The sequence below is a fragment of the Rhodococcus jostii NBRC 16295 genome, assembly GCF_001894825.1.
In the GTDB taxonomy this organism is placed as follows: Bacteria; Actinomycetota; Actinomycetes; order Mycobacteriales; family Mycobacteriaceae; genus Rhodococcus_F; species Rhodococcus_F jostii.
Genome location: NZ_BCWY01000129.1, coordinates 1 through 20,332, shown reverse-complemented (window position 1 = coordinate 20,332; position 20,332 = coordinate 1). Strand labels below are relative to the sequence as shown.

General features: G+C 63.6%; 18 protein-coding genes. 11 read left to right on the top strand and 7 right to left on the bottom strand.

Annotated elements, in window-relative coordinates:
- Positions 1-142: 142 nt before the first annotated feature.
- Positions 143-820 carry a TetR/AcrR family transcriptional regulator gene (locus RJ1_RS41185; RefSeq protein ID WP_240319936.1) on the top strand — a complete coding sequence of 226 codons (678 nt, stop codon included), beginning with the start codon at positions 143-145 and terminating at the stop codon, positions 818-820.
- A 61-nt stretch (positions 821-881) separates the two neighbouring features.
- Here RJ1_RS41185 and RJ1_RS41180 read toward each other — a convergent pair whose 3' ends face one another.
- The 5 genes from RJ1_RS41180 to RJ1_RS41160 form a co-directional block, all read right to left on the bottom strand.
- Positions 882-1,658, bottom strand: coding sequence for an SDR family NAD(P)-dependent oxidoreductase (locus RJ1_RS41180; protein WP_073369678.1), 777 nt, complete (start codon positions 1,656-1,658; stop codon positions 882-884).
- A 166-nt stretch (positions 1,659-1,824) separates the two neighbouring features.
- On the bottom strand, positions 1,825-2,601 hold the full coding sequence (locus RJ1_RS41175; RefSeq protein WP_073369676.1) for an enoyl-CoA hydratase-related protein: 777 nt from the start codon (positions 2,599-2,601) through the stop codon (positions 1,825-1,827).
- Between the two features lie 13 nt (positions 2,602-2,614).
- Positions 2,615-3,478 (bottom strand): enoyl-CoA hydratase-related protein, encoded by an 864-nt coding sequence (locus RJ1_RS41170; RefSeq protein WP_073369674.1) that lies wholly within the window; start codon positions 3,476-3,478, stop codon positions 2,615-2,617.
- Complete coding sequence (locus tag RJ1_RS41165; RefSeq protein WP_073369672.1) at positions 3,475-3,957, bottom strand: nuclear transport factor 2 family protein; 483 nt, start codon at positions 3,955-3,957, stop codon at positions 3,475-3,477. The genes RJ1_RS41170 and RJ1_RS41165 overlap by 4 nt, the downstream gene beginning before the upstream one ends.
- A 127-nt stretch (positions 3,958-4,084) precedes the next feature.
- Positions 4,085-4,594, bottom strand: coding sequence for a nuclear transport factor 2 family protein (locus tag RJ1_RS41160; RefSeq protein ID WP_073369669.1), 510 nt, complete (start codon positions 4,592-4,594; stop codon positions 4,085-4,087).
- Positions 4,595-4,881: 287 nt separating this feature from the next.
- On the opposite strand from RJ1_RS41160, the gene RJ1_RS41155 reads away from it, so the two are divergent.
- Both RJ1_RS41155 and RJ1_RS41150 read left to right on the top strand, forming a co-directional pair.
- Positions 4,882-5,463, top strand: a complete 582-nt coding sequence (locus tag RJ1_RS41155) for a flavin reductase family protein (RefSeq protein ID WP_073369666.1) — start codon at positions 4,882-4,884, stop codon at positions 5,461-5,463.
- The gene (locus RJ1_RS41150; RefSeq protein WP_073369663.1) at positions 5,460-8,642 is read left to right on the top strand and encodes a carboxyl transferase domain-containing protein; all 3,183 of its coding nucleotides are present in this window, start codon (positions 5,460-5,462) and stop codon (positions 8,640-8,642) included. The genes RJ1_RS41155 and RJ1_RS41150 overlap by 4 nt, the downstream gene beginning before the upstream one ends.
- A 63-nt stretch (positions 8,643-8,705) precedes the next feature.
- Here RJ1_RS41150 and RJ1_RS41145 read toward each other — a convergent pair whose 3' ends face one another.
- On the bottom strand, positions 8,706-10,664 hold the full coding sequence (locus tag RJ1_RS41145) for a flavin-containing monooxygenase (protein WP_073369689.1): 1,959 nt from the start codon (positions 10,662-10,664) through the stop codon (positions 8,706-8,708).
- A gap of 285 nt (positions 10,665-10,949) precedes the next feature.
- Here RJ1_RS41145 and RJ1_RS41140 point away from each other — a divergent pair, with 285 nt between their 5' ends.
- Positions 10,950-12,275 carry an MFS transporter gene (locus RJ1_RS41140; protein WP_073369687.1) on the top strand — a complete coding sequence of 442 codons (1,326 nt, stop codon included), beginning with the start codon at positions 10,950-10,952 and terminating at the stop codon, positions 12,273-12,275.
- Between the two features lie 52 nt (positions 12,276-12,327).
- Here the strand turns inward: RJ1_RS41140 and RJ1_RS41135 are convergent, their stop codons facing one another.
- Complete coding sequence (locus tag RJ1_RS41135; protein ID WP_240319935.1) at positions 12,328-12,804, bottom strand: SDR family NAD(P)-dependent oxidoreductase; 477 nt, start codon at positions 12,802-12,804, stop codon at positions 12,328-12,330.
- Between RJ1_RS41135 and RJ1_RS41130 the strand changes: the two genes are divergently transcribed.
- From RJ1_RS41130 to RJ1_RS41100, 7 genes are all read left to right on the top strand, one after another.
- Positions 12,795-13,730: an alcohol dehydrogenase catalytic domain-containing protein gene (locus tag RJ1_RS41130; protein ID WP_073369661.1), complete on the top strand. Its 936-nt coding sequence runs from the start codon at positions 12,795-12,797 to the stop codon at positions 13,728-13,730. The two genes, RJ1_RS41135 and RJ1_RS41130, sit on opposite strands and share 10 nt — an antisense overlap.
- A gap of 333 nt (positions 13,731-14,063) precedes the next feature.
- Entirely contained in the window at positions 14,064-14,495 is a 432-nt protein-coding gene (locus RJ1_RS41125; RefSeq protein WP_073369659.1) for a nitroreductase/quinone reductase family protein, read from the top strand.
- Positions 14,496-14,619: 124 nt separating this feature from the next.
- Positions 14,620-16,062, top strand: coding sequence for a family 43 glycosylhydrolase (locus RJ1_RS41120; RefSeq protein ID WP_073369657.1), 1,443 nt, complete (start codon positions 14,620-14,622; stop codon positions 16,060-16,062).
- Between the two features lie 184 nt (positions 16,063-16,246).
- Positions 16,247-17,671, top strand: a complete 1,425-nt coding sequence (locus tag RJ1_RS41115) for an NAD(P)/FAD-dependent oxidoreductase (protein ID WP_073369655.1) — start codon at positions 16,247-16,249, stop codon at positions 17,669-17,671.
- The gene (locus tag RJ1_RS41110; protein WP_073369654.1) at positions 17,668-18,042 is read left to right on the top strand and encodes a cupin domain-containing protein; all 375 of its coding nucleotides are present in this window, start codon (positions 17,668-17,670) and stop codon (positions 18,040-18,042) included. The genes RJ1_RS41115 and RJ1_RS41110 overlap by 4 nt, the downstream gene beginning before the upstream one ends.
- Positions 18,043-18,120: 78 nt before the next feature.
- A complete protein-coding gene (locus RJ1_RS41105) occupies positions 18,121-19,659 on the top strand; it encodes an APC family permease (protein ID WP_083400656.1) in 1,539 nt (512 codons plus the stop codon).
- Positions 19,660-19,751: 92 nt separating this feature from the next.
- The gene (locus RJ1_RS41100) at positions 19,752-20,213 is read left to right on the top strand and encodes an Lrp/AsnC family transcriptional regulator (protein ID WP_073369652.1); all 462 of its coding nucleotides are present in this window, start codon (positions 19,752-19,754) and stop codon (positions 20,211-20,213) included.
- Positions 20,214-20,332 lie beyond the last annotated feature (119 nt).

The window sequence follows — 20,332 nt, the reverse complement described above, 5'->3', positions numbered from 1 at the left end:
ACCGATAACAGGGCCCCGGGAAGTTGTCGACAAACAACGACTTCCCGGGGCCTTACCCGTCCCCACCTCGACCTCGATCGACGCCGAGGTCGATCGACGTCAACGTTGATCAATGCCCTCGATCCGGAGGTATCATCCGACAATGCCAACTTCGACCGCAGCCAACAGCGGCATGAGCCGACGCCGTCGCAGCGCTCAGAACGACAGCAGCCCCAACTACCAGGCCAAGCGCCAGGAACTGTTGCGGACAGCAGCCGATGTCTTCAAGGAGAAGGGCTTCGAAGGAGCGACCCTCAACGATATCGCCGAGCGGTTCGGGACCGACCGAGCGTCGATCTATTACTACTTCGCGAGCAAGAAGGAACTGTTCCAGGCTCTTTTCCACGACGTTCTCGTCGATGTTCTGGATCAGAACATCGCCGTCGCAGAGGAGATCCTCGCCGGCGACGACGACGCACCCGAGAAGCTTCGCCGCCTCGTCGAGCAACAGATGAACTCGTACGAGAAGAACTACCCCTTCGTCTACCTCTACATCCAGGAAGACATGGCGCAGCTTCAGCTGGACACCACGTCCTGGGGCAAGGACATGGCACGAAAGACCAAACGCTTCGAAACCATTGTCCTCGACGTGCTGCAGCAGGGAGTCGACGACGGAACTCTACGCAGCGACGTGTCGGTGCAGTTGATGTCCAAGGCACTGTTCGGCATGGTCAACTGGACGCATCGGTGGCTCAAGCCGGGAATGCGCAGCGTGGACGCCAAGCAGACCACCGAAGCCTTCTGCACTCTGTTCTTCGAGGGCGCGCGGACGAAGAACTGACTGTGCGCTGGGCCGCGACGCGTACGTCGGACCCAGCACACAGCGCCCTGTCACCACACGCTTACCGTCCGGAAATCAGCCCTCCGTCGACAGGGAACATTTGTCCAGTGATGAAGTGTGAAGCATCGCTGGCGAGGAAAACCATGACCGGAGCCAAGTCCCGGTCGGCTCGACCGAAAGCCCCACCGAGAGGTATGTCTGCAGCAGTTTGGTCGTCGTGCGCTTTCAGCTCGTCGGGAGACAAGGCGGCGCGAAACTCGTCGTACATCTTTGTCCACATGTACGGAAGTACGTAATTTACCCGAATCCCGTCTGGCCCCCATTGACGAGCGACGTTCCGGCTCCATGTATGGACCGCACCCTTCGACGCGGCGTACAGAGCATTGTTGATCTCACCCGTCAGTCCCGACTCGGAACCGAAGTTGATGATATTCCCGACACGATTCGATTTCATCAGGCGATGTGCGGCACCGTTAGTGTTGATTGTCCCTAACACATTGACATCGAAAATGAATCTATAGAGTTCAGTGGAGATTCCAGCGGGATCGCAGTGCTTGTGTACACCAGCCACGTTCACGACTACGTCGAGGCCTCCCAGTTGGTCAGCAGCGGTCTCGAAGACTTTCTCAACCTGGTCGCGATCACGCACGTCGCACGAATGAAAGGTCGCTTTGCCAGGTCCGCATCGGCTCGCTTCTTGCGCTACGGCAACACCCAGCTCGTCAGCGAGATCCAGAGAGGCGACGTCAGCACCCTCCGATGTGTAGGCCCGGACGACCGACTCGCCGATGCCCATGGATCCGCCTGTGACAATGATCTTCTTTCCGTCCAGCTGCATAGCCAAGTGCTCCTTACAATCTCAGGTTGTCGGCGACCAGGTCGGATGCCACTCTCGGTGCTCGCCGGGGAATCACGCGGCCATCCGTTCACGGCGCCGGGTGCACGTGCTGGGCGCTGGAACCGCGACGCGGACGCCGGGCCCAGCGCCCAGACAAAAAGCAGTGTCAGCGACCGCTCCATCGCGCAGCACGCTTGTCTGCGAACGCTGCACGTCCCTCGATGCGGTCCGCGCTGTACGCGTACGCCTCGATGGGCTCGTAGCGAGTTGCCAACGCGACATCCAGCGGCCATCCTGCACGCGACAGAACTGCGTCCTTTGCTGCTTGGACAGCAAGCGGTGACGCCGACGCGATTCGATCCGCCCACGACAACGCGGTCTCGAGCAGCTTCTCGTACGGCACGACCTCGTTGACCAGTCCGTAGCGCTCTGCCTGCTGGGCGTCGATGCGCTCTCCGGTGAGAATCAAAGCCATCGCGATGTGATGAGGCAGCTGCCGTATCGCGCGATGCATGATGCCGGCCTCGCCGATGATGCCGACCTTCGTCTCCGGAATGCCGAACTGAGCGTTGTCGGCTGCGACGATGATGTCGGCGCACATCGCCAGTTCGAATCCACCGCCGATTGCGTATCCCTGCACTGCCGCGATCAATGGTTTACGAAGCGTCAGCATCGGCCCGCCGACACCGGTGAGACCGCCGCCGAGCGCCATCCTGCGGCCGTCGCCTTCGGTCCCACCGCTCACGTTGGCGCCGGCGCAGAACGCCTTCTCCCCCGTAGCACCGAGCACTGCGACCCAGATGTCCGGATTCGAGTTGATCTCGGCCCATGCCTCGAACAGCGCCGCGTCCATCTCGGGATCGATGGAATTCAACGCCTTGGGACGGTCGAGCGTCACACGTGCGATGTGGTTGTCGAACTCGAACAAAACTCCGCTGCTCACGGTAGGTCCTTTCTCATAGTTGTTCTGCGACCGCATGATCGGGTAACGCCACGGGTTCGCGGTAGGCAGCGATCGCCGCCTTCAGTCCCATGTCGGCAACGAACTTGCGCACCTCGGCCACCGACGGCGACAGATGGAGCAGGGCATCCATTTCTGCACCGCCTTGGGCTGCGGTACGCACGCCCATTGCTTCCATCGTCTTGTTGATGGACAACTTCTTGATCCGCAGGATGTCCGACGGCGTCCGTGCCATACGAGCGGCAAGCGCCTCGGTCTCGGCGATCAGATCTTCCTCGGCCACCGCGTGATTGGCCCAGCCCCACTCGACCGCGGTCGTGCCGTCGATCGAGTTGCCAGGAACGAACGCCAGTTCCTTGGCACGTTTCGGGCCGACCAGGGGCGCCCACAACGGCGCGATGTACCCACCACCGAGTGGGATCGCCGGCTCACCGATCTTCGCGTTGCGCGCCACCAGGGTCACGTCGGTGAACACACACATCTGTGTGGCTCCTGCGATGCAATATCCGTGCACTGCAGCAATCACCGGTTTCGGGTGATCCCAGATCGAGAGAAAGCGATTGACGTTGCGAGCCAGCCGCTCTCGGTCCGCCACCGGGTCCGGCTCGGCGACGACCTTTCCGACCTGACCGATGTCGTAGCCTGCCGAGAATCCCTTGCCTGCTCCACGGATTCCGATGATCGGTCCGCCGGCCGTCGCCAGAGCGGCCAACGCCGCACTGAACTCGTCCAGCATCTCGTTCGAGAGCGCGTTGGCCTTGTCCGGCCGGTTCAGCACGATCCAGCTGATCGGTCCCCGGTGCTCAATGCGTAGATTTTCGTAGCGGGTCTCGGCAGGCCTGTCCGCGATCGCCGTCATGACCGCCCGATCGGGATCTGCTTCTTGACATGGAAGTCCACGACACCGGACGCGCGCAACTCGCGGCGCGAGAAGCGCCAACCGTGCTCGTCGTCCCGCACGAAATCGTCGTGATACTGGCCGAAGAAGTACCCGTCGGCCTTGCCTTCCTTGGTGTAGCGATGCCATGCATACAGGACCGAACGGACCTTGGCCGACGTCAGATCATCGGAGAAGTCGACGACGATGTTGGACACGTGGTGACTGGTTGCCGTGAAGAACGTACCGATGCCGTCGAGTGTCTCGCGATAGGCGGCGCGGCCCTCGGCACCGAAGTCGGGACCGTAGGCGACGTAGCAGTCCTCGGTGAACAAAGCGACGAGATCGTCGGGGCGGTTCATGTCGAGGTTGTAGGCGTACTCGAACAGGACGCGCTCGATCTTGCCGGTCTCCACGAGCTCGGCGAGCTCCCTGGTGGACACCTCATGGGTTGCAGTCATATCGATCTCCTTGGGGCGTGAATTGTTGATGTACGTTCGATTTGCCCGTCAGGAATACGCGACGGAAAATCAACATTGATGTAGATTCTGACGACCGTTCGCACCCGCAGGCAACGGGTGCGAACGGTCAGACGCGAACCGTGTAGTCGGAGGGCGCAGGTTCGGCCCCGGGCCACCGAACAGGTAAATCCGAAGTGAGCGACGTGGCCACTTCGTCCCAGGGGCCGAGATGCACGGTGCGCATGTTGCGAGACGCGAACTTCCAGCGCCCACCTTCGCGGACGTACTCGTCTTCGTAACGCACAGCGCCGAACACCGTCGTTCCACCCGTTGCGATCTCGAGGTGTGCACCTACCAGCCCTGTCGCGTGATCGTCGTCGACGAACTCGAGCAGGACGTAGTGCGGCGTGTGAATGGTGGTTCCAAACGCGGTACGAGCTTGCCGAATCATGTTCGCGATCCCACTGCCGGTGGTGGCGCCGGGGAATCCTCCAGCCGAGAACGTCCCGTTCCCTGCGAAGGCATCGGCGATGGCGTCGAAATCGTCGAAATCAGAGGCGAGGAAGTAGCGGACCGCAAGGTCTTCCAACTCCGCCCTGTCTTCAAGCCGACGCACCCTGCTTTCGATGTCGGACATGTGCACTCCTTTGCGCGGTGAAGCAAATCCAGCGACTCGACCGAAGGGTCGAACCCCGCATCTCGCGATCAACGTCAGCGTAGATCGCTGTCCCGATCATTGTGCCCTGCGCCACAGATGTCAACCTTCGACCCCGCGGCCACAACTACTGAATCTACGCCATCGTAGATTGCATCAACGACATAGTTGACAGATTTCCGGCTCCGGAGGAGGCTGCAATCAGTCTCCGCGTCGGGAGTCATATGTCCTCGATGCCCGGCTCGGCTTCACGGACGAAAGGAATCACCATGGGCTCCACAATGGAGGGCAAGGTCGAGACACACGAATCCGACTCGCGCACCGCTGTCCCCGACGGCGTGATCGTCGACAAATTTCACGCGATAGACCCCTTGCGCTTCCGAAACGTTCTCGGCCACTTCCCCACCGGCGTCGTAGCTGTGACCACCATGGACGCCGAGAACAACCCGACCGGCATGGCGGTCGGGTCCTTCACCTCGGTGTCACTCGATCCGCCACTGGTCGCGTTCCTGCCCGACAAGTCGTCGTCCACTTTTCCCAAGATCCGCACGGCCGGACGCTTCTGCGCCAACGTGCTCGGCTCCGAGCAACAACAGATCTGCCGCAGCCTCGCCCGAAAGGGAACCGACAAGTTCGCGGACGTCGAGTGGGCCCCCACCCCCTCCGGTATGCCTCGCATCGAGGGTGCGCTGGCGTGGATCGATTGCGAGATCGATGCCGTGCATGACGCCGGCGATCACCACATCGTCGTCGGCCGCGTGCGACACCTCGAACTCGACACACCCGAGTCACCGCTGATCTTCTTCCAGGGCGGTTACGGCGGGTTCGCCTCCGACCGGCAAGCGGTATGACGTCCATTCTGATCGCCAATCGCGGTGAAGTAGCGCTTCGAATCATCCGCACCGCCACAGCACGCGGAATCAAGACGATTGCGGTGTACAGCGCGGACGAGCACGATGCCCCGCACGTCGCTGCTGCCGACCACGCACGTCCGCTTCGAGAAACGGGCCCCGCCGCCTATCTGGATGTCACGGCCATTCGCGACGCGGCACTGGCGTCGGGGGCATCGACGGTCCACCCCGGATACGGATTCCTCAGCGAGAGCGCCGAGTTGGCCGAGGCCTGCGCCGAGGCGGGGCTGACCTTCGTCGGACCCGACGCTCACACGCTGAGGACTCTCGGGGACAAGTCCGCCACACGTGAACTCGCGACCGGCTGCGGAGTACCCGTACTCGCTGCCACCGCAGGTCCCACATCGAAAACCGACGCACTTCGGTTCGCGCAGTCTCTTCCGGCCGGCGCGGTAATCGTGAAGGCCACCGCAGGCGGCGGGGGTCGTGGTATGCGAATAGTAGAGGATCTCACCGAACTCGATCGTGCCATCGACAGATGCCGTTCCGAGGCGGAACGCAGTTTCGGCCTGTCCGATGTCTACGTCGAGGCCTACCTACCGCGCGCACGGCACATCGAAGTCCAGGTCGTGGGCGATGGCGTGAGCACACCGATGCATCTCTTCGACCGCGACTGCACGGCGCAACGCCGCCACCAGAAAGTCGTGGAGATCGCACCCGCGCAGAACCTTCCCGATTCCACTCGCAAGGAACTCCACTCCGCAGCACTGACGTTGGCGTCCTCAGTCGGACTGAGGGGACTTGCCACATTCGAGTTCCTCGTGGAGTCCGACCATCTCGATCGGTGGTACTTCATCGAGGCCAATCCACGCCTCCAGGTGGAACACGGAATTACCGAGGCGATCACCGGCCTCGACCTGGTCGGTCTGCAACTCGACGTCGCACAGGGACGCACGCTCGAGGACGTGCAACTCTCACCGGCAACGCTCGGCGAACCGAACGGTGTCGCGATCGAGGCGCGGGTCACCGGCAGCCCGAGACCCGATGGCTCCGACGTACTCACCGACGTTCGGTTTCCGTCCGGTTCTTCGATCCGCGTCGACTCTCACGCACACGTAGGAATGCGAGTGGGAACCGGATACGACCCACTGCTGGCAAAGGTCATCGTGCACCGGGACGACGGCCACTTCGACTCAGCCGCAGCAGAACTGATCCATGCACTCTCGGATCTGACCCTGGACGACATGGATACCGACGTCACGACGTCGGCGTGGCTGCTGGGCAGTCACGAGTTCCGGTCCGGCACGGTGACGACACGAACGATCGACGATCATCTGGCAACACTCTCGATACCGGATGCACCGGCGGAGCCGGTGACACAACTCGATCTGCGGGCCCCGTCGCCGGGCACCGTCGTCGCGACGGCCGCGGTGCCGGGACAGGTCGTGCGAAACGGCGACGCGCTGATCACGCTCGAAGCCATGAAGATGGAGACCGACGTCAGCGCGACAGCAGCAGGGCGCGTCGCCGACGTGTGGATTGCGGTCGGCGATACCGTGAGAGCCGGCCAGTTGCTCGTGACCCTGAGGCTCGATGTGAGTCAGGACGACGCATCGACAGACCCCATCGGCGTGAACGTCACGGCCGAGCGCACGGACCTTGCCGAGATCGAAGCACGGCAGCTCCGAACACTGGACGAGTCGCGTCCGGCGGCAATCGAACGTCGGCACGAGCGCGGCAAACGCACCGCGCGCGAAAACGTCGACCATCTCGTCGACGAAGGGAGCTTTCACGAGCACGGATCTCTGGTCGTGGCTGCGCAGCGACGACGGAGGCCTCTGGGCGAACTCGAATCCGAAACGCCGGCAGACGGCCTGGTCACGGGCTTCGGAAGGGTCGCCGGACGGCCGGTGGCAGTGCTCGCGTACGACTACACGGTGCTCGCCGGAACCCAGGGCCTTCAGAGCCACAAGAAGGCCGAGCGAATGTTCGAGCTGGCAGGCCGCAGAGGAACGCCGGTAGTTCTGTTCGCCGAAGGTGGCGGGGGCCGCCCCGGGGACACCGACGACATGTCTCGGGCGACGAGGATGGATCTCGGGACATTCGTCGCACTCGGACGGCTCAACGGTTCGGTTCCGACCGTGGGGATCGCGTCCGGTCGCTGTTTCGCCGGAAATGCTGCGCTGCTGGGATCGTGCGATGTCATCGTCGCGACTCGTGATACGTCGATCGGCCTCGGCGGGCCCGCTATGATCGAAGGGGGCGGCCTCGGAGTGTTCGCCGCGGACGACATCGGGCCGGTGTCCGTCCAGGAGGCCAACGGGGTCATCGACATCGTCGTGGCCGACGAATCGGAGGCAGTCGACGTCGCACGGCGATATCTCGGATACTTCGCCGGCCCGAAGATCGAGTGGACCGCCGCGGACCAGCGAATCTTGCGCCACATCGTCCCCGAACGACGCAATCGCCCGTTCGACATCCGCACGTTGATCGACACCATTGCAGACGAGGGATCCGTTCTCGAACTCCGACGCGGATTCGCCGCCGGCTTGATCACTGCGCTGGTCCGGATCGAGGGGCATCCCATTGGGCTCGTTGCCAACGACGGCAGCCGTGCAGGCGGCACGATCGGCAGCGCCGAAGCCGACAAGATGACCAGGTTCCTGCAACTGTGCGAGGCGTACGGCCTCGCTGTTCTCTCGCTCTGTGACACAGCCGGTTTCCTGGTCGGACCCGACGCCGAACGCACCGCCTCGGTACGTCACGTGAGCCGGCTTTTCGTCACAGCGCCTGCTCTCACCGTTCCGTTCTGTACGGTGATCGTCCGCAAGGCATTCGGACTGGGTGGCCAGGCCATGGCAGGCGGAAGCTTCCGCGTCCCGGACACCATCGTGGCATGGCCGTCGGCCGAACTCGGTGCCATGGGCCCGGAGGGGGCCGTCAGTCTCGGCTATCGTCGTGAGCTGGCCGCGATCGAGGACGCCGAGGAACGGGAACGCGTCTACCAACAGCACCTCGAGGACTACGTGGCGCAGGGCAAGGCCGTCAATGCGGCGTCCGTGTTCGAGATCGACGACGTCATCGATCCCGCCTCGACTCGCTCACGGATCGTCGATGTCCTCGCCGCTCCGCGTCCCGACCGCCCGACTCAGGTTCGCAGGCGCATCGACGCGTGGTAACGAAGATTCTTGAACGAACCTGCCCCGGAACCGATTCGGTTCCGGGGCAGAATTCGCGGTGCGCTATCGCGCAGTGTAGTTCTCCAGATCAGGGCGCCGCGTCATCTGCCAGTACTCGACGTTGAGGAACGGCATCACGAACACCACCCGTCCGTGCGAGTTCCGGTAGTACGTCGACATGCCACGATGCGTCCAGACCGTGCGCGCATGAGTCGAGTCCACCAGCTCGTTGTACTCGTCGTTCGCCTCGGGGCGCGCATCGATCGCCTTGATTCCCTTCTTGAACATCTCGGTCAGTAGCCCACGGATGTAGCGCATCTGGACCTCCATGAAGAACATGAAGCTGCCGCTACCCGGGAACGAGTTGGGACCACCAAGCATGAAGAAGTTGGGGAACCCAGGAACCGACACACCGAGGTAGGCCTTGGGGTCGTCGTCGTTCCAGACCTCGCGGAGCGTTCGGCCGTCCATTCCCACGACGTCCATGGAACTCACGAATCGTGCTGCTTCGAATCCGGTGGCCCACACGATCACGTCCACGTCGTTCTCAGCGCCCTGATCGTCGACCAGGCCCTCGGGGCGGACGGCGGTGACGGACCTGTCGACGAGGTCGACGTTGTCCTTGTGCAGAGTCGAGTACCAGCCGTTGTCGAGCAGAATCCGCTTACCGAACGGCGGGTAGTCGGGCATCACCTTGTCGAGCAGATCCGTTCGATCTCCGACCTGCGCCGTGATGTACCGCGTGAAGTACTCTCGATGGGCATCGTTGCGGGCGTTCACCGAGCGTTCGGGATGCTCCCATTCCGGGTCGACGCGCAGCGACTCGATCACCTTGTCGCCGAACTGCCAGAACAAGCGAATCCAGTACCAGCTGTGGTAGATCGGGCAAGTTTGCATGAGGCGGCGCAGTTCCATGGGTATCGGGGCGCGGAACTTCTCGAACGGCGCGACCCATTGCGGCGAGCGCTGGTAGATACTGAGATGGGCGACGCGGTCCGCGATGGCCGGTGCGATCTGCATGGAGCTGGCACCCGTGCCCACGATAGCAACACGCTTGCCATCCAGATCGAGTTCGTCGGGCCACGCAGCCGAATGGAAACTCGTTCCGGTGAAGCTGTCCATCCCAGGGACGTTCGGCGTCTTCGGGCGATTCAACACTCCCACCGCACTGATCACCACATCGGCCCTCAGCGTCGACGACGAGCCATCGGGATTGATCACGTCGACTGACCACTGCGCGGCGGCTTCGTCATACCGAGTCGACCGCACCTCGGTTCCATAACGAACACGCTCACCGGCACCGAGGTCCTTCAGCACGGCTCCGAAGTAGGCCTGCAGTTCGTTGCGGAGTTCGAAGTGTGTCGTCCAGTCGTTCTTCGCGAATGAGAACGAGTACAGGTGGCTGGGGGTATCGACACCCGCGCCGGGATACGTATTCTGCCACCAGTTTCCGCCGGCCTCCGGCTGCTTCTCCAGAATGACATAGTCGATGCCCATGTCCTCGAGCTGTTGCGCCGCAGCTATTCCCGCAACGCCTGTACCGATGACGACCACCGAGTATCCTTCCGGTGCATCGACAGGCTCCAGTGCGAGGCTCGGAGCATCTGGCGCGGCACGGCGAGCGAGCTCGAGAGATAGCATGGGTCCGTACTCCTCCCCGACTTCTTCGCCCGTGCAGACACTGATCATCCGCACCGTCAGTTCCGGAGAGGGAGTCTCCACCGCAGGAAGAGCGCCGTTCTGCAAGTCGAGGATGGCCTTGACCGCGGCCTCCCTGATCTCATCCTGAATCGGCTCGTCGAGACCGCCCGAGTCGTGGTCGCCGAGACCTTTGCCTCTCGTCGGCCTGTATGGCGCTGCCAGCCACTTCTCGTCACCCGTCGTCTGGAACACGACCATGAGCAGCGAGGGCACATTTGCCCGTGCAACCGCGGTTCGAATCTCGGATTCGGTGAGCCGATCGGGATTGATTCGATCGTCGGTTGCTGCGCCTGCCTCCTGGACCTGCTGCGCTGCCTTCATCTGAGCACCTCTCGCGTCGAGTGCGGCGTCCGGAGCTGTGAGTCGCTCCTCGCCGAGATCACGAACTTTCAACATGGACGTTGAAAAGCCTTCGACTCATGGTGGCAGCCGTCGCGGAGACTTGTCAACGCCCGCGTTGCAAAAGATGCGCCCATCTACACAAACGTTGACATCGTCAGCCCAGGCGGGCAACATTCGTGTTGATTTCCGTGTGTCAGTCGTCACATACATACGTCGGACCCGGGGCACACGCCTCTGGCGACACTCACCCGAATGGACATCACCATGCCGAACACAGTCCGCTCCACGCCGCGCACCGAGGTGGTGCTCGACGTCCAGAAGTCGCGAAAGGCACTTGTCGCAGGTTCGCTCGGCAATCTCATCGAGTGGTACGAATTCGCGATCTACGCCTACATGGCGCCGATCATCGCGCCCTTGTTCTTCCCCTCGGACAACCCGACTGCGTCGATACTCTCGACGTTCCTGCTCTTCGCCCTCGCCTTCTTCCTGCGCCCTGTCGGGGCAGTGATCTTCGGGCGGATGACGGACAGATTGGGACGTAAGCCCGTACTCGCGCTGATCATTGTGCTGATGACAATTGCCACGACGTGCATCGGCCTTCTGCCTACGCACTCCTCGATCGGAATCCTCGCGCCCCTGCTGCTGACGCTGTGCCGCATCGCCCAGGGATTGTCCGCGGGCGGCGAGATGGGCGGAGCGGTGTCCCTGATGGTCGAGTCCGCTCCCTCCGGCAAACGCGGGCTCTACGGCTCCTGGTCGTTCGTCGGAACCACCTTGGGCTTCGTGCTCGGCGGCGGTGTCGCGACACTTCTGGCAGTCCTTCTCTCCGACGACGCCATGGCCTCCTATGGCTGGCGGGTCGGGTTCCTCATTGCGGCTCCCATGGGCCTCATCGTCCTCTACCTACGGCTCAAGGTCGACGAGACGCCGCACTTCAAGCAGATCCAGGTCAAGGTCGACTCAGGCAAACCTGCCGTCGGGGAACCCATCGAGCGACGACCACTGACGTTTCTCGCGGCAACCATGGGCGTCGTGGTCGTGTACAACGCAGTCGGCAACACCTTCATGGTCGGAATGCCGACTTTCCTGTCGACCAGCTACGACATGACCTTCGAGCGGTCCTACTTCCTTGCACTCGTCACCGGACTCATCGCCGGGCTGTCGATGCCGGTGTTCGGTGCACTGTCCGACCGCGTGGGACGACGGCCGGTGTTGATGTTCGGATCGGTTGCGGTGGTGGTCCTTTCTTATCCCCTCTATTTCATGCTGAATCTCGGCTTCGGCGGCGGACTGGTGGCACTCGTGATCGCCGGTCTGCTCATCGGCGTCGTCGGCGGCCCGATGCCGGCATTCCTGTCCGAACGTTTCCGTACCCGCAACCGTGCTACCGGCGTATCCGTGACCTACGCGTTGTCGGTGGCGATCTTCGGCGGCACGGCGCCGTACATCATCACTTGGCTTGCATCCACCACGGGTGATCCGCTGTCTGCGGCCTACTACACGCTTGGATGTGCAGCAATCAGTGTTGTTGCGCTATTGACGATTCGTGGCGCACAACGCTCGCAACACCGCGAGGAACTCGAGCTCTGACGAGAGTCGCGCCCCCTGGTCCACTCGACCAGGGGGGCACAGAGCTTTTCCGCTACCGTACGGCTGCAAATCCTCCGTCGACCGGAAGCAGCTGACCGGTGATGAAGTGCGACGCGTCGCTCGCCAGGAATACGAGCACCGGAGCCAGATCGCGTTCGGCGTTTCCGAACGTTCCACCGAGCGGAATGTCCTTCCGGAGCTGTTCCTGATAGGCGGCAAGCTCTTCCGGCCCCAGCGAGCTGGTGTATTTGTCGAACATCGGTGTGTTTACATAGGGCAGAACAGCATTGACGCGGATTCCGGATGGACCCCATTCACGGGCGACAGTCCTGGTCCACGTATGCACGGCACCCTTGGACGAGCCTCCCGGCGAGCGTGACAACGAATGCTGCCCGAGGCGGATCACGGACCGAGTCGTCCACTTCGTCAATGATAGCCGCACAGCTGTGATTAACTGCAACAACACTTTTCGACATTCGACAAGCCGCCGTCGACGGCATAGCGCAAAGGATCGAAGCAATGAAGGCATGGCGATTTACCGCGGTCAACGAAAAACTGCGACACGAAGAAGTCGGCGAACTGGTGCCCGGCCCCGAAGACATCGTCATCGACACCGGAGCGGTCGGCCTGTGCCACTCCGACATCGGGTTCATGAACGGAACTATCACGCACCTACTCGGACACGTCCCCATCACACTCGGCCATGAGATAGTCGGCACCGTCTCTGCTGTCGGATCGAACGTCTCCGAGTTCGTCCTCGGTGACCGTGTCGGGATACCTGCAACCACGGACGGCCCAGGGACCGCGATGGACGGCGGCTACGCCGAGAAGGTCAGGGTTCCGTCCCACCTCCCCGTAGCGTTACCCGATGGGTTGTCGTTTCGCGACGCGGCGTCGGCGACCTGTTCGGGTCGCACCGCGTACAGGGCAGTGCACACGGCTGGGCAGATCGAATCCGGAATGAAGGTCGGTATAGTCGGATTCGGCGGCCTCGGCTACTTCGGTGTCCAGATCGCCAAGGCCGCAGGAGCTTCCGTGTTCGTCGCTGACGTCAATGAGGCACGGTGGCCACTCGCATGCCATCTGGGTGTCGAGTCGTGCTCGAAGGACATCCGTGTCTTCGAATCCGAGGATCTCGACGTGATCATCGACTTCGCGGGCGCGGACGGAACTCTCGACTCCGCAATCGGAGCCATTCGGCATGGCGGCCGCATCGTCGAGGTTGGGTTGGGCGTCGAAGCCACATCCGTTTCGATCCCCAGCATCACTATGAAGGAAGTGCATATCGTCGGTGCATCGAACGGCACCAAAGCCGAAGCGAGCGCAATACTCGCGCTGATAGCCACAGGGGCAGTGCAGCCGAAGACCGAGCAGATCTCCTTCGGCGAGATTCCCGAAGGCCTGCACCGCCTCGAGCAGGGCGCACCTGACGGACGCCTCATCGCCGTACTCTAGACCCGACCTCCGCTTGCCGCCGATAGGCGATGGTTGCCCGATGCTACTGCCGCCCCGCCCAACTGACCCCCGAAAGGGGCCCACTGAGTGGGACACCAGCGCATTGTGAACCTACCTGCGGTGATCCGGCACTGTTGACTTCGTGAGATCCGCGCCAGAGTCTGAATGGGCCTGCACAGCAACCTCGTGCGGCCCCGACACGGTCGTTGTAGTCAGACTGCCCGGGACGGTTCGGTCAGGAGGGTTTCCCGTTCAATTGTCACACTTTGATCTTGGAAACCCTCCGTGTGCCCGTCCTGTAGCGACACAGGAATCAACCGTTAGGCTGACACCATGCCGACGGACCGCGGACTCAAGTTCATGAACGCCGCCCACCGCGCCGTGCTGCGCATTACCGGCGGGCGGGTCGGGCGGAGTTTCGGCAAGATGCCGGCGGTGGAGTTGACCACCGTCGGCCGCAAGACCGGGAAGGTGCACAGCGTCATGCTGACCGTGCCGGTGAGGGAGGGCGACACCCTCGTGGTGGTGGCCTCCCGCGGCGGCGACGACCGCCACCCCTCGTGGTTCCTGAACCTCCAGGCCAACCCGGTGGTCCAACTCTCGCTCCAGGGCGAGCCCGCGCAGTCCATGCGCGCCCACGTGGCGACCCCCGAGGAGCGGGCCCGTCTGTGGCCGAAGGTGACCGCTGCCTACAAGGGTTACGCCGGCTACCAGAAGAAAACGGACCGCGAAATTCCGCTAGTTCTGCTCGACCCCACATCCTGACGCCGTCACCGTCCGGAGAACACGGTTCGGTTGCAGTCCGGCATACGTCGCCGGATTCACCCTTGACCTCGACCTGAGCCTTATACATTGGCGCATTCCGGGCGGGCAAGGGTTGGGAGCGTACGTGAACACAGACGATGCTGCGCCACGCATGTCCGGCACCCGGCACCTCCCGCGGCGCGGGTGGATCGTGACGGCCCTGACGCTCCTCGTCCTCATGGTGGCACCGGCCCCCACCGCGAGCGCCGAGGCCATCGTGCAACCGGTGGCCGCCGACCCGAGCGTCGTCCGCGCGTCCGACGGCATGTTCTACATGTACACAACGGCCGACGACTGGGGTGACGGCCAGGGCATGCACAACATGTCGATCTTCAAGTCCGCCGACCTCATGGACTGGATGTATCTCGGGGACGTCTTCCCGGACCGGCCCCCGTGGCATCCGGAGGGCAAGCTCGCGTGGGCGCCGAACGTCCTCGAGACCGACGGTGGATACAGCCTGTACTACTCGCTGTACGACGAGTCGAATCCCTGCATCGGTCTCGCCACCGCCGACCGGCCCACCGGACCATGGACCGACCTCGGGCGGCCGGTGTTCTGCGCTCACGACGTGGGCGTCGGCGGCACCATCGACCCGTTCGTGTGGGACGACGGCACCACCAAGACCATGTTCGTCGGCAACTTCCAGGGCGTCCACGCCATCCCGCTCAGCGCGGACGGGACCGCGGCGGCCGGCGAACCCGTGCGGGTGGCGGACGAACGCTTCGAAGGCCCGTACGTCGAGTTCCACGACGGCTACTACTACCTGTTCCTGTCGGCCGGCAACTGCTGCAACGGCGCCGACACGGCCTACCGGGTGCTCGTCGGCCGGTCGGAGTCGCTGACCGGCCCCTACCTCGACCGCAAGGGCCAGGACCTGAACGACGGCGGCGGCGCCCTCATCCTCGCGGGCAGCGAACCGTGGGCGGGCCCGGGCCACAACACGGTGGTGTCCGACGACGCCGGCTCGGATTGGATCGTGTATCACGCCATTCCGCGCGACAACCGGGATCTGCCCAGCGGCGCGCGGCGACGCGAAGGGATGATCGACCGGATCGTGTGGGCCAACGGGTGGCCCGAGGTCGGCGACGGATCGCCCGCATCAACAGGACCGGCGAACCCCGACACCGATCTGCCGGTGCGGGTCACGCTGAGCGGCGACTCCGACCTCACGGTGCCCGCGGACGGCGGGACGGTCGACGCCACGATGCTCGTCGAGGCACCCGAGGACCGGCCCTACGCGGGACAGGTGTGGGTCAGCGCGGTCTCCCCCGACGGCCGCACCAGCGACCCGTTCTACGGACCGGTCGACGTCGACCTGCAACCCGGCGAGGTGCTCGAGGAGGCCGTCAGCTACACCGTCCCCGGTGACGCGGTGGCCGGCACCTACTACGTCTACGCGTTCGCGGGCAGCTTCCCCGACGAGACCGTCGAGTTCGGCACCGTCCACGCCGTGAAGTCGGGCGGCGAGCCGAAGATCAGCCCGGTCCGCTCGGTGTCCCTGCACGTCGGCAGCATCGCGCGTCGCTGACGATCCCTCGGTACGAACCGACCGAAACAACCGATTCAGTTCCCTATCGACAGATTCGCTACGGAATCAGTACAACTTTCTGCGAATTGCTATTGAAATAGTGACGCGCTCACGTCAGGATAGGGAACCACGGTGACGTGCCTCACACGCCACCTTTCGGTCATCCCGCCAACAAAGGTGCTTCATGCAGCAGACAGTGTTCGAGAAGAATCAACCGAACGCCAAGGTCGTCGACCATGCGCTCCGGCGCACCCGGTTGGCACCGTTCTGGATCGAGGACGTCTCCGACACCCCCACCTACCCGTCCGCGTCGGCCGACGCATCCTACGACCTGGTGGTCGTCGGCGGCGGATACACCGGACTGTGGAGCGCGCTCCTCGCGAAACAGCGCCACCCCGACATGTCCGTCGCCCTCGTGGAAGGCGAGACCATCGGATGGGCTGCGTCCGGCCGAAACGGCGGATTCGTCGAGGCCAGCCTCACCCACGGCAGCGAGAACGGTCACCGACGCTGGCCGGAGGAGATCGACACACTCGAATCGCTCGGGCTCGAGAACCTCGACGCCATCGAGAAGACCGTCCACACCCTGGGCCTCGACTGCGATTTCGAGCGCAACGGCGCGATCTCGGTCGCGATCGCTGACTACCAGGCCGATGAAGTGCTCGCCACCCTGTCGAGCGTGACCACCACGGTGCTGGACGGCCCCGCGATGCGCGCGCAGGTGAACTCACCCACCTACCTGGCCGGAGTGTGGGACAAGCAGTCCACCGCACTGGTGCATCCGGCCAAACTCGCCACCGAACTCGGCCGGGCCTGTGCGGAGCACGGTGTCGTGATCCACGAGCACACCAAGGTTCTCGACCTCGTCCGCTCCCGGTCGTCGTCCCGCGTCGGTGTCCGGACGTCACGCGCGACCCTGTCCGCCGGCCGAGTGATCCTGGCTACCAATGCCTTTCCGTCGTTGCTGAAGCGGTACCGGCTGCACACGGTTCCGGTGTACGACTACGTGCTCATGACCGAACCGCTGTCCGATGCGCAGCTCGCGGAGGTGGGATGGTCTGACCGACAGGGCATCGCCGACATGTCCAACCAGTTCCACTACTACCGGCTCACCCGGGACAACAGGATCCTCTGGGGCGGATACGACGCGATCTACCACTTCGGGCGAGGCATGAACCACGACCTCGAAGACCGGCCCGAGTCGCACGCGAGGCTAGCCAGCCACTTTTTCACGACCTTCCCGCAGCTCGAGGGTCTCGAGTTCACCCACAGGTGGGGCGGCGTCATCGACACGTCGACCCGCTTCTGCTCGTTCTTCGGTTCCGCGGCGAAGGGGCGCATCGCCTACGCCGCCGGCTTCACCGGTCTGGGTGTCGGCGCCTCCCGCTTCGCGGCGAACGTCATGCTCGACAAGGTCGCCGGCGAGACCACCGCATTGACGGAGCTGAAGATGGTGACGTCCATGCCCCTCCCCTTCCCGCCCGAACCGTTGGCTGCGGCCGGCATCAACGCCACCCGGTGGTCACTCGATCGCGCCGACCACACGGAGGGCCGACGGAACGTCTTCCTCAAGGCTCTCGACGCCGTGGGATTGGGATTCGACTCGTGACCGAACTCCGCACCGACGAGTCTGCCTGGCAATCCGGCACGCACACCGAGGCTCACACCGCCGATCTCACCTACGAGCGCCTCCCCGCCGATCAGGTTCTCAGAGGACCGGCACCGATGGTCGGCGAACGCCTGCTCGGTGACATCGCGGGCGCCACCGTCGGGATATGGGAAATCGAGCCCAGCGTCTCGTCCGACGTCGAGGTCGACGAGGTGTTCGTGGTGCTCAGCGGCGACGCGACGGTGCAGTTCGAGGACGGCACCGTCGATCTCGAACTGCGACCGGGAAGCGTCGTCCGCGTGCAGACCGGTCAGAAGACCCGGTGGATCGTGCGTGACACCCTGCGGAAAGTGTTCGTCGCCGCCACGTAGCCGCGAAAACCACTGCACCCCTTTACCACACCTGCACGGGCACGTCTGCCCGCAGCCACACACCTCGAGGGAGTATGAATGAGCATTGCCGAACCGCCGCCCTTGAAGACTCAGCCTTCGACCACCCAGACCCAGTTGCACAGCCCCGCCAAGGGGCTCAACAGTGGCGCACTGGGATTGATCGGCAACACCGTGATCGGGCTGTCGTCGGTCGCCCCCGCCTACAGCCTCGCCGCGACGCTCGGCTACGTCGTTCTGGCAGTGGGCGACAAGGCACCGTCGATGTTCCTCATCGCCTTCATCCCCATGTTGCTGACGGCGTTCGCCTACCGCGAACTCAACCGCGACACCCCGGATTGCGGCACCTCCTTCACCTGGGCCACCAAGGCTTTCGGTCCGTGGATCGGCTGGATGGCGGGATGGGGACTCGCGGTGTCCGCGATCATCGTCCTCGCCAACACCGCGGAGATCGCGGCGATTTACCTGTTCGAGGTCGTCGGGTTGCACGGGGCGGCCGAATCGCTCACCGCGAAAGTCCTGCTGGGTTGCTTCTTCATCGCGGCCATGACCTACGTCAGCTTCCGGGGCATCCTCATCAGCGAACGACTGCAGAATGTGCTGATCGCCGTGCAGTTCGCCGTCCTCATCGGGGTCAGCGTCCTCGCACTGACGAAGGTCTTCGGCGGCACGGCCGGACCGCAGGCGGTCACCCCGAAACTCGACTGGATCATCCCGACCGGCGTCTCGATGTCCGACGCCGCCCAGGCGATCATCCTGTGCATCTTCATCTACTGGGGGTGGGACGCCTGCCTGGCCGTGGGTGAGGAGACAAAGGACTCCGAGCGGACTCCGGGACGCGCCGCGATCTTGACGACGGTCATCCTCGTCGCCACGTACGTGCTGGTCGGGTACGCCGTGCAGTCGTACGCCGGCTTCGGGGACACCGGAATCGGACTCAACAATCCCGAGAACGTCGACGATGTGCTGACCACCCTGGGCGGACCGGTCGCCGGGCCGTGGGCTGCATCGTTGCTGCTGCTGACGGTGTCGATCTCCGCGCTCTCGTCGACGCAGACCACCATCCTGCCGACGGCCCGCGGCACGCTGTCGATGGCGGTGTACGAGGCGCTGCCGCGCCGGTTCGCCTCGGTGCACCCCCGCTACATGACGCCGGGCTTCGGAACGCTCGTCATGGGGGCGTCGGCACTCCTGTTCTATCTGGTCCTCTCGTTCCTCAGCGCCAACGCGTTGCAGGATTCGGTGGCGTCGCTCGGCCTCGCGGTCGCCTTCTACTACGGCATCACCGCCTACGCGTGCGTCTGGTACTTCCGCCGAACACTGTTCGCCTCGACGCGAAACCTGTTCATGCGCGGCATCTTGCCGCTGCTCGGCGGCCTGTGCATGACGTGGGCGTTCCTCCAGAGCGCCGTCGACATGCTCAGCCCCGACTACGGATTCACCGCCTTCGGCCCGTTCGGCGGCGTCTTCGTCCTCGGCGTCGGAATGCTGGTCGTCGGAATCCCGCTGATGCTTCTGTGTTTCGCGACCGGAACCCGGAAATTCTTCCGCGGCCAGACCCTCACCGCCGACACGGAGGTGAAGGTGCCCGAGTCCTGATCCACCGCACCGACGTCACCGGGAAGAGGCGATAGTTTCCGAAATGTCCGAGCCGATTGTCTTCGACACGACGAGCAAGGGAAGATTCGACCATGTCTGAGCAGCCCGCGTCTCTCGATCCCGTGTCCAAGCAGATCATCGAGCAACTCCAGGAGGATGGACGACGGTCGTACGCGGCCATCGGCAAAGTCGTCGGATTGTCCGAAGCGGCTGTACGCCAACGCGTGCAGAAGCTGATCGACACCGGTGTCACGCAGATCGTCGCGGTGACGGACCCCGTGCAAGTGGGATTCGCGCGCCAGGCCATGGTCGGGATCCGCTGCTCGGGAGACGTCACCGAGATCGCCGCCCAACTCGCCGACGTCGATGCCATCGATTACGTGGTGCTCACGGCCGGCGCCTACGACATCCTGGCCGAGATCGTGTGTGAGAACGACGACCACCTGTTGTCCGTGCTCAACAAAGAAATTCGTACCCTTCCCGGTGTGCTCGGCACCGAGACGATGGTGTACCTGAAACTTGTCAAACAGCAATATGATTGGGGAACCCGATGACTACGGTTACCACCGCTTCGCCTATTTCTCCGCGCCTCGACGCGGCCGCCCGCCGCCACCTGTGGGGTCATTTCTCGCGGCACGGGGAGAACATCACCCCGCCGATCATCACCCGCGGC